The organism is Bifidobacterium sp. LH_230 (assembly GCF_056357555.1).
This window is the reverse complement of the sequence record NZ_JBKEWJ010000018.1, coordinates 60,116-69,034: the sequence shown is the minus strand read 5'-3', so window position 1 is coordinate 69,034 and position 8,919 is coordinate 60,116. Positions and strand designations below refer to the sequence as shown.

At 61.3% G+C, this 8,919-nt stretch carries 10 protein-coding genes; 3 read left to right on the top strand and 7 right to left on the bottom strand.

Annotated features, from left to right (window positions below; genetic code table 11):
- The first annotated feature begins 187 nt into the window (after positions 1-187).
- Together AC1A0G_RS09230 and AC1A0G_RS09225 are read left to right on the top strand one after the other, a co-directional pair.
- A complete protein-coding gene (locus AC1A0G_RS09230) occupies positions 188-916 on the top strand; it encodes an McrB family protein (protein WP_476529139.1) in 729 nt (242 codons plus the stop codon).
- A 225-nt stretch (positions 917-1,141) separates the two neighbouring features.
- Positions 1,142-2,200, top strand: a complete 1,059-nt coding sequence (locus AC1A0G_RS09225) for a 5-methylcytosine restriction system specificity protein McrC (protein WP_476529138.1) — start codon at positions 1,142-1,144, stop codon at positions 2,198-2,200.
- A gap of 37 nt (positions 2,201-2,237) precedes the next feature.
- Here the strand turns inward: AC1A0G_RS09225 and AC1A0G_RS09220 are convergent, their stop codons facing one another.
- Genes AC1A0G_RS09220 through AC1A0G_RS09210 form a run of 3 tightly spaced genes read right to left on the bottom strand, consistent with a single transcriptional unit; the run spans position 2,238 to position 4,621 of the window.
- On the bottom strand, positions 2,238-2,663 hold the full coding sequence (locus AC1A0G_RS09220) for a HepT-like ribonuclease domain-containing protein (RefSeq protein WP_476529136.1): 426 nt from the start codon (positions 2,661-2,663) through the stop codon (positions 2,238-2,240).
- Positions 2,660-3,058, bottom strand: coding sequence for a nucleotidyltransferase family protein (locus AC1A0G_RS09215; protein WP_476529134.1), 399 nt, complete (start codon positions 3,056-3,058; stop codon positions 2,660-2,662). Before AC1A0G_RS09215 ends, AC1A0G_RS09220 begins: the two co-directional genes overlap by 4 nt.
- A gap of 54 nt (positions 3,059-3,112) precedes the next feature.
- Positions 3,113-4,621, bottom strand: a complete 1,509-nt coding sequence (locus AC1A0G_RS09210; RefSeq protein ID WP_476529132.1) for a xylulokinase — start codon at positions 4,619-4,621, stop codon at positions 3,113-3,115.
- Between the two features lie 250 nt (positions 4,622-4,871).
- Here AC1A0G_RS09210 and AC1A0G_RS09205 point away from each other — a divergent pair, with 250 nt between their 5' ends.
- Entirely contained in the window at positions 4,872-5,699 is an 828-nt protein-coding gene (locus AC1A0G_RS09205) for an aldo/keto reductase (RefSeq protein WP_476529130.1), read from the top strand.
- A 141-nt stretch (positions 5,700-5,840) separates the two neighbouring features.
- Here AC1A0G_RS09205 and AC1A0G_RS09200 read toward each other — a convergent pair whose 3' ends face one another.
- The 4 genes from AC1A0G_RS09200 to AC1A0G_RS09185 form a co-directional block, all read right to left on the bottom strand.
- Positions 5,841-6,356, bottom strand: coding sequence for a GNAT family N-acetyltransferase (locus AC1A0G_RS09200; RefSeq protein WP_476529128.1), 516 nt, complete (start codon positions 6,354-6,356; stop codon positions 5,841-5,843).
- A 257-nt stretch (positions 6,357-6,613) separates the two neighbouring features.
- Entirely contained in the window at positions 6,614-7,426 is an 813-nt protein-coding gene (locus AC1A0G_RS09195) for an NUDIX hydrolase (protein WP_476529126.1), read from the bottom strand.
- An 11-nt stretch (positions 7,427-7,437) separates the two neighbouring features.
- Positions 7,438-8,052 carry an SMC-Scp complex subunit ScpB gene (gene scpB / locus AC1A0G_RS09190; RefSeq protein WP_476529125.1) on the bottom strand — a complete coding sequence of 205 codons (615 nt, stop codon included), beginning with the start codon at positions 8,050-8,052 and terminating at the stop codon, positions 7,438-7,440.
- The gene (locus AC1A0G_RS09185) at positions 8,049-8,903 is read right to left on the bottom strand and encodes a segregation and condensation protein A (protein ID WP_476529147.1); all 855 of its coding nucleotides are present in this window, start codon (positions 8,901-8,903) and stop codon (positions 8,049-8,051) included. The genes scpB and AC1A0G_RS09185 overlap by 4 nt, the downstream gene beginning before the upstream one ends.
- Between the last annotated feature and the right edge of the window lie 16 nt (positions 8,904-8,919).

The window sequence follows — 8,919 nt, the reverse complement described above, 5'->3', positions numbered from 1 at the left end:
TCCAGAAGCCTGAGCGCCCTCGCCTGGAACTCCTTCGTATAACGAGTCTTTCCGGTCATGTTCCTAGTCTCCCATCAATGAGATAAAACACGGAACAAAAACCAGGTCACATCATTTCACGAAGATACGAGATTTAGATGGCAGTATCACCTACGCGCAGATCAAAAACGATCCGGCATTCACCAATATGGAATTCCTGGCAAATTCAAATGGCAGTTTCTTCAGGCTGACGCCAGCCGAATATCGGCGATTCGAAGAACTCATCGGGCAGAATAATGCCGCTGATGACGAGTCAATTCCCGATGCAGCCACTCCGTACGGCGATGAACAATTTCTGAACGAAGTGTATGTCTCCCCCACTGAATTGGAGGATATGAAGGCGTTGCTGCGTGGCAAGAAGAATCTCATTCTCCAAGGTGCTCCAGGGACCGGCAAAACATTTGCAGCGAAGCGACTGGCCTACGATCTGCTGGGAGAGCGCGACGATAGCCGCATCGAATTCGTCCAATTCCATCAGAACACCTCATATGACGATGTCGTATATGGGTACCGTCCCGACGGAACAGGTTTTACCTCCAAACCCGGCGTATTCACCACGTTCTGCGATCTTGCGCGCAAGGATGCCAGCCGCCCTTATGTATTCATCATCGATGAGATCAACCGAGCGAACGTGTCCAAGGTATTCGGTGAATTGCTCATGTGCATCGAGGCCGATCATCGTGGAGAATCCGTCGCATTATCTCTGACCGGTAAACCATTCAGCGTGCCCGCCAATGTGTTCGTCATCGGCATGATGAACACCGCCGATCGTGGTCTGGCCCTGATCGATTATGCATTGCGTCGTCGCTTCGCGTTTTTCGAGATGCATCCAGCACTCGGCAACATGAATTTTCGTACCAGCCACCATCGTTCCTGATACGTCGATATGGCGTCTGGTGGAGGCAACGATCAAGCTTAATGACATTATCGCCAGAGACCCTGCGCTCGGCGAGGGATTCGCTATAGGGCATAGTTATTTTTGCAGTGAGAATGCCGACCCCACTCGTATCATACGGTACGAGATCGCGCCGCTGCTACGCGAATACTGGTTCGACCAACCAGACAAAGCACGGAGAGAAATCGCCGTGCTGGAGCAGTCCATATGACCGACAACCGTTCTCACATCGTCATCCGCAACATCTTCGAGATGCTGGCCTATGCGTGCAAGGCAATCGATTCCATCGAACGACGACAGCTCGATACCGAATCATTCGACACTTTCGAGGATCTGCTGGCCGCTATTCTTGCCGTCGGCATGGCGAATCAGATTCGGCGCGGGCTCGAGCACGAATACCATACCGTGCGCAGCGAGGATTACGCGATACGGGGAAGACTTGATCTAGCCGGCACTGCACATCTGCGTATGGCCGGTAGCATGAAGGCGTCCTGCCTCTATGACGAATTCACTCCTGATACGGTGAAAAACCGTATCCTCGCGACGGCCGCCACATTGCTTGTCAGGTGTCCCCGAGTAAGCCGGAATCATGCTTTGACGCTCAAACGCGCGCTCATCTCCATGAACGACATTCCCCCAATCAGCACGGATGATATCGATTGGGAACGATTGCGTTATCATCACGGTAATGGCTCATACCAACTGCTCATGGGCATCTGCCACATGATCATCACCGCTCGAATTCCGATCATGAGATCCGGCACGGAAACCGTGGCGAGCATCCCGTGGGAGGACCATCTGCCGTGGATCTACGAACATTTCGTACTCAACTATTTCAGGTACTGGTATCCGGAACTGAAGCCCAATGCCGATACAATCAACAACGGACTCGGCGACGACATTCCCGCATGGCTTCCTCGACTTCAGACCGACATCACGCTTCGCTCAGACAACCGCAGACTCATCATCGACACGAAATGTTATGACCATATCCTGCAAGACGGTCGATTCGGCAATCCGATCATGACTCCGGCCAACCGTAACCAGATCTATTCATACGTCATGCACGCCGCATATGGGACCGATGATATCGTCTCCGGCATGCTGCTGTACGCGCAAACCGACAACGAACCACCCATCCATGACCACTGGCAGGAGACCGGACACGATTTCTACGCATGGTCCTTGGACTTAGGACAACCGTTCACGCGAATCACGGATCAGCTAGGTCAGATAGCGGCATTGCTGACTTTCCCCGCTTCGTGAGATCCGAAGAGTCCTGCCACGATGGAGTTTTCTGCATCTAAATGAGCGGCGCATTCCGTAAAGCCTGTGTGCCGGCATCTCCTATCGCGGTATCCGGAATGCCGATGAGTTCGATCGCCTGTGTGACGAGAACGATGATATCCGGCCCCTCACCTGTTACGGAACGGTACACTTCCTCGAAATCAAGATTGCCGTAGTCATGCACGATCCAGTCCCGGGTGCCGGCGATGGCTTTCCATGCTACATCCGGCTGGGACGCAACAAACTGTTTCGACAGTTTCTTGACATGCTCACCGACCTGCGCGACCGCCATGGATACCGCATGCTGGCGAAGCTCATCCTCTTCGAACTGTTCGAGTGTAACCCCGTTCAGAAACGACAATGCCAATTCAAGCTCATGACGTATCTGCAGCAGATGGATCAGATCTCGCTGAGGATCAGTTGCGGAGTGCGAACTGTTCATGCCTGCTCCTCATCATCGATCGGCAAAATACGCAAAATCGGCTTGGACATCACGTTGCGCACGAAGAGCGAGCGAATCATCTCATCATACGGTTTCTTTTCCGGCTGTGTGATGTAGTCGGTATCCACCAGATCGACATCGCGACCGAACGCATCTCGTAAGTCGTTTCTGAAATTCGATACCCTGCGTACCCTCATGTCGTCATGCGCGGTGCCATAGATGAAATCGACATCGGAATCCGGCCCTGCCTCGCCGCTGGCCATCGAACCGAACAAATACAGTTCGGTGATTCCATACCGGCGTGCAAGCGGTCGTGCAAGCATGGCGATATCGGACGGCGAGGGAGCCTTCTCCTCGCCGTTTGTCCTCACTGCCGAAGTCATTGCCGCTGTCATGACTTCATCTTATCCTCACCGCTTCCGAGCCGAGTTCATATGTTCGGCCGTCCCTCACTCCAACGCGGCAACGGCCGGATAGAGGGATGTGAAGCGGGGGTAGAGGGCGTCGTAGGCGCGGGCGGCGGATTCGTTCGGGTCGTAGGTGGTGGTTTCGGCGACGGCGGCGACCAAATCGGGACGGTCGAAGACGAGCGAGGCGAGCGCGACGGCGGGCAGGATGTCGGCGTTGGCGAACACTTCGACCGGATGGTGCAGCATGTCGGCCATGATCTGGCACCATGCGGTTTCGCGTGCGCCGCCGCCGATCAGCGAAATCGAGGTCGGCGGCTCGTCGAAGCTTTCCATGCCCTGACGGATGGAGAACGCGACGCCTTCGAGCGCGGAGCGCAGCATGTCGGCGGCGGTCGTGGCCGGCGACAGCCCCACGAATGCGCCGCGCACGGACGGGTTCATCACCGGGAACCGCTCCCCCACCAGATACGGCAGGCACAGCACGCCGTTCGCTCCCGGCTCGGACGACTCAATCAGGTCGTGTGCGCGGTCGTAGTCGCCGTCGGCGAACAGGCCTGTCGCCCAACGGTGCACGTCGCCGGCGTTGAGGAACGGCACCGCGTTCACGAATCCGCTCGCCACACCGAACGCGAGGTTCGCCGCGCCCGGCTTGTTCACGAACGGTTCGGGCGAGACGGTGGCGATCCAGCCGGAGGTGCCGAGGTTGATGTTGTATTGGCCTGGCCGGGTGACGCCGCTGGCGAACGTGGTGGCTCCCGCGTCGCCGATGCCGGCGTACACGGCCGTGCCCGCCGCGAATCCGGTCTCCTCGGCTGCAGCGGCTGCCAACGAGCCGACGATGTCCTGCGGACGATGCAGTTCGGGAAGCAGCGTGGCGTCGATGCCGGCCGCCTCGCACAGTTCCCCGTTCCACCGCCCGGTACGGATGTCCATCGCGCCGGCGGTGGAGCAGGCGGCCACGTCGCCGATCGTGACGCCGGTCAGACGCGCGATGAGATAATCCTTGGAACTGATGAGCACGTGCGCGGTCCGTGCGAACGCGTCCGGTTCACGCTCGCGCATCCACATGAGTTTCGGCAGCGGCAGGCATCCTTCGAGCCGGTTGCCGACCGTGGCAAGGAACCGTTCGCGACCGCCGTGGTATGCGCCGGCGAGCGCATCGGCCTGCGTTTCGGCGCGACCGTCCGAGTACAGGATGGCGTGGCGCACGGGTTTGAGATCGGTGCCAAGCGCGATAACGTCCTGCATCTGCCCGCTGAAGATGATGCCGGCGATATGAGCCGGGTCGAAATCATGATCGTCGCGCGCCGCGTCACGCAGCATCGTATGCGCGACCTCGCACATCACCCGCCACCATTGCTCCGGGTCCTGTTCGCGCACGCCGTCGTCGACGATCAGATCGAGATCGCCGCTCGCCGAGGCGACGATACGGCCGGCATCGTCCACGAGCGCGCCTTTGATCGCCGTCGTGCCCGCATCGAACACCGCCGCATACCGTGTACCACGCCCGTCGTCGGCCGCCGCGGCCATACCGTTTATATCAGCCATGCTCATGACATTCATGGTAGGTGCATGCTGCCTGTTCGTCGACGATCATTCCATGCCAGCCCATATATATCCACGACGTGCGCATACCGTCCGCGCATCGAACCTGTTCCTCGCCAGCGCCACACACAGTACTCTTCCGCGGCAGTCCTGCGCTGAAGGCGCAAATCATCGGCGGCGGTTCCGTAGAATGTCGTGTGTTGAAGATCGGCACCGCCCGTGACATGCGGTGCAATCGACGAACGGAGGATTCATGGCGATTCAATCGACGATCATGCTGAACAACGGCACGGTGATCCCGCAGGTCGGCTTGGGCGTGTTCCAGACGCCGGACGGCGAGACGACAACGAACGCGGTCGAGGCCGCGCTCGCATCCGGCTACCGTCATATCGACACGGCGATGATCTATGGCAACGAACGTTCCGTGGGTGAGGGCATCCGCCGGTCTGGCGTGTCTCGCGACGATATTTTCCTCACGACGAAACTGTGGAACGACGACATCCGTGCCCGCCGCGGCAAGGACGCGTTCGAGGAGAGCCTGGAGCGTCTCGGCGTCGACTATGTGGATCTGTATCTGATCCACTGGCCGGCCGACGGCTGGCAGCAGGCGTGGGATGACCTGCAGGAGATCTACGCCTCCGGCCGCGCGAAGGCCATCGGCGTGAGCAACTTCCAGCAGCATCATCTCGAGGAGCTGCTGCGCGACAGCAGCGTGACGCCGGCGGTCGACCAGATCGAATCGTCGCCGCAGTTCGCCAATCAGCAGCTCATCGACTTCCTTGCCGGCCGGGGCATCGCCGCGGAGGCGTGGAGTCCGCTGGGCGGCACCGGCGGCAACCTGCTTTCGAATCCGACGCTGGCCGAGATCGGCGCCAAGTACGGCAAGTCGCCGGCGCAGGTGGTGATCCGCTGGCATATCCAGCGCGGCGTGGTGGTGCTGCCGAAGTCCACGCATGCCGAGCGCATCCGTCAGAACTTCGACGTGTTCGATTTCACGCTGTCCGATGCGGATATGGCTACGGTCAACGCGATCGACACCGGAAAGCGCAACGGCGCGGACCCGGACAACTTCGATTTCTGACGATTCGTGCGGCCGGCTCATATCCATAGCCGGCCGGCACTGCGGCTTCTGCCATGGGCTGCACTCCGCTCCGTATCGGAAACGCATCCCGTGGCGGAAGCGTTCTTGCACGACGATCCGGATGCATCCGGTATTCCGAGGTCAGAACGTCAGACGCATCTGATGCCAGACGACGTCGCCGTGGGTGGAGTCGGAGATGCCTTCGTCCACGTAGCCGAAGCGGGCGTAGAAGCCGACCAGCCGGTCCTTGCAGGTCAGCACCAACCCGAGCCGGCCGGCAGCCCGCGCATCGGTGATCACACGGCGCATGAGCAGACTCGCGTAGCCCCGATGCTGCCAAGCAGGCGCGGTGTCCACGCCGAAGATCATCTGCCAGTCGCCGTGCGGATCATGCCGGGACGGATCATCGTACATGTCGTCATCCAGATCACGGTCGTCGGTCGCGAACCCGTTGATGAACGAGATGATCGAACCGTCCTCGCCGCACAGCAACCAGAAACATTCCGGATATGCGGCCAGCCGTTCGCGGATCGTCGCCGCGCCCGCCGCCTCGGCCGGCGGAAAGCACGCCGTCTCGATCGCAGACAGCTCCGCGGCATCCGCCGCAGTCGCATGCCGTATCGTCAGGTTCATCTCATCAGCCATCAGTTCGTTCATGCCCACCATTTATATCGCATAACTGATTATCGGAATATGCAATGTGCGTTTTTTGCACATTGCCTTTCGTCTCCGGTACACCGTTCCTAGTACTTTGTCGAGTTTAATGTGATGGGTTTGACGCTCCCTCAGTCCGCTTCGCGGACAGCTCCCTCAGCCGAGGGAGCCAAGAAATAAGAAACGTCAATTCAAGTCCGACGAAGTACTAGGTTCATCGATGGTTGAACATTCTTCGCCAAGCAATTCCACCACTTGTGTCAGCCGGTGATCAGGGGGCCGAGCGCGTCGTCGGGATCGGACGTGGGAGCGGCCGGGCGGCGAGCGGCATCGTCCCATGCCGACGATGAGGGGTACGCGTTCGCCGGCAAACCGTTCGCGTGCGATCCCGCGGCAGCGGCGGCCGGCACGTACCGGTAGACGGCGGCGGGCCGTTGGCGTCCCTCTCGCATCTTCTCCCCCGTTTCCTCGATCTGCCCGCTGGCGAGCATGCGCCGGCGGAAGTTCGCCAGGTCGACGGTCTCTCCGGTGATCGCCTCGACCACACCGTGCAGCTGGCGCAACGTGAACTCCGGGCCGACCAGTCGCGCAACGAGATCGGGATATTCGATGCGTTCGCGCAGCCGTCGCAGTGCATGATCGATGATCTCGCGATGATCGAACGCGAGCGCAGGCAGATCGTCCTCCGCGAACCAGCGCACGTTGTCCGCTTCGGCGAAGTCACGGGTTTCGGCACGGCCGACCAACGCCCAGTAGACGATCGACACCATCGGCAGACCGCCGCGCGAACGGTCGGGGCCGCCGAACGTGTGCAATTGCTCGAGATACTGCGGATGCAGGTCGGTGGTCGATTCGAGCGCGAGATACGCGGACTGCTCGAGCGACAGGTCGGCGCGAAGATCGCCGCCGGGCAGCGCCCACTGCCCCAGATACGGCTGGCGCACGCGACGCACGAGCGGCATCCACAGGCGGCTCCGTCCCGCATCGTCCGGCATGCCGAGCGCCAGGATCACCACCGATATGCCGATCTGCGGCGGCTGATGCCGTCGCTCGGAAACGTTCCCATAGCCCATACGGCAGTAATCTACTCCCCTGCCGCGTCCTCGCCGTTTCCGCTGACCGCGTCGGCCGATTCCGGCAGGAACGGCGCCAGCGACGGCAGCTGGTCCAGCGAATCCAATCCCATGTAGTCCAGGAACAGCGGCGACGTGGCCAGCAACGCGGCGTGCGACTCGGGATCGGTGCCGTTCTGGCGGATCAGTCCGCGCACCGACAGCGAGCGGATCACGCCGTCCGAATTGACGCCGCGGATCGCCGCGACCTGCGCGCGCGTGACCGGCTGCTGATAGGCGATGATCGCAAGCGCCTCCAACGCGGCCTGCGACAGGCGGGCGGTCTGGCCGTCTGTGACGAACGCGGAGACGACTGGCTCGTACACGGCGCGGCTCGCGTACTGCCAGCCGCGGGCGGAACGGCGCAGTTCGAAGCCGCGATGCTGCTCGTCGTATGTGTCGTGCATGGTTTCGAGCGCCGTGGTGATTGTGGACTCGTCCGCGCCGAGCACCCTTGCCAGGTCCGCAGCCTGCTGCGGCTGGTCGGCGGCCATCAGGATCGCCTCCAGGCAGCCGGTCAGACCGCCCGGATACTCGGATGCGGCGGTCGCGGCCGTATCGGTACGGTTGTTGTTGGTATCGCTCATGCAAAGTCCTTTTCGCTGATGTCCGCATATCCGTCGTCTCTTGCGCCCGGCACCCAGCGCAAGTGCAGCGCCTCATATGCGCCGTCCTGCCTAAACTGCACGCTCCCCTGTTTGAAGAACGCGAGCACCGCGAGGAACCGGGCCACGGTTTCGATGCGACCGTTCGCATCCGCGGTGAGTTCCGCGAATGTCATCGACGCGCCTTCGGGCAGCGAACGCAGCCGTTCGCGCACCACGGCGGCCTGTTCGCGCAGGTCGACCAGGGGTACGTGCAGTTGGTGCGTCGAGACTTCGCTGGCGGGCGCGTTCGCGATTGCCGTGGCCGCCAGCTGCCGCAGGTCGTCCGGCGTGAGCGTCCACACGAGTTCCGGCAGGAGGGACGCGACCGCGTCATCCACCGTGCCGGGATGTGCGAAACGGCCCGAGTTCGCGGCGATGCGGCGACGGAAATCGGCGGCCGCGGTTTTGAACGCGCGGTATTGCAGGAGCCGGGCGAACAGCAGGTCGCGTTCGCGCAACGCCTCGAGGCTCTGCTCGTCGCGGGCCGTGTCGTCGTCGCCGGGCAGGAGCACGACGCTTTTCGCCTCGACGAGCACGCTCGCCACGTCGAGGAACGCGCTCGCCGCGTCCATGTTGTGGGCGATGTCCATGCCGCGAACGTATGCAAGAAACTCCTCGGTGATCGCGGACAGCGACACCTCGGTCAGGTCGAGACGACGGTTCGCGATCATGCCGAGCAGCACGTCGAACGGCCCGGCGTACACGTCGAGGTTGACGTGGAACCCGGCGTCGACGGCCGTATCCGTATCGTTGGCGATGTTGTCGACCGCTTCCACGGCGTCGCGCGGCATGGCGGACCCGTCGGGC

Coding starts and splice junctions, on each gene's coding strand:
- AC1A0G_RS09230 (WP_476529139.1), top strand. CDS start 188: ATGGAATTCCTGGCAAATTCAAATGGCAGTTTCTTCAGGCTGACGCCA.
- AC1A0G_RS09225 (WP_476529138.1), top strand. CDS start 1,142: ATGACCGACAACCGTTCTCACATCGTCATCCGCAACATCTTCGAGATG.
- AC1A0G_RS09220 (WP_476529136.1), bottom strand. CDS start 2,663: ATGAACAGTTCGCACTCCGCAACTGATCCTCAGCGAGATCTGATCCAT.
- AC1A0G_RS09215 (WP_476529134.1), bottom strand. CDS start 3,058: ATGACAGCGGCAATGACTTCGGCAGTGAGGACAAACGGCGAGGAGAAG.
- AC1A0G_RS09210 (WP_476529132.1), bottom strand. CDS start 4,621: ATGGCTGATATAAACGGTATGGCCGCGGCGGCCGACGACGGGCGTGGT.
- AC1A0G_RS09205 (WP_476529130.1), top strand. CDS start 4,872: ATGGCGATTCAATCGACGATCATGCTGAACAACGGCACGGTGATCCCG.
- AC1A0G_RS09200 (WP_476529128.1), bottom strand. CDS start 6,356: ATGAACGAACTGATGGCTGATGAGATGAACCTGACGATACGGCATGCG.
- AC1A0G_RS09195 (WP_476529126.1), bottom strand. CDS start 7,426: ATGGGCTATGGGAACGTTTCCGAGCGACGGCATCAGCCGCCGCAGATC.
- scpB (WP_476529125.1), bottom strand. CDS start 8,052: ATGAGCGATACCAACAACAACCGTACCGATACGGCCGCGACCGCCGCA.
- AC1A0G_RS09185 (WP_476529147.1), bottom strand. CDS start 8,903: ATGCCGCGCGACGCCGTGGAAGCGGTCGACAACATCGCCAACGATACG.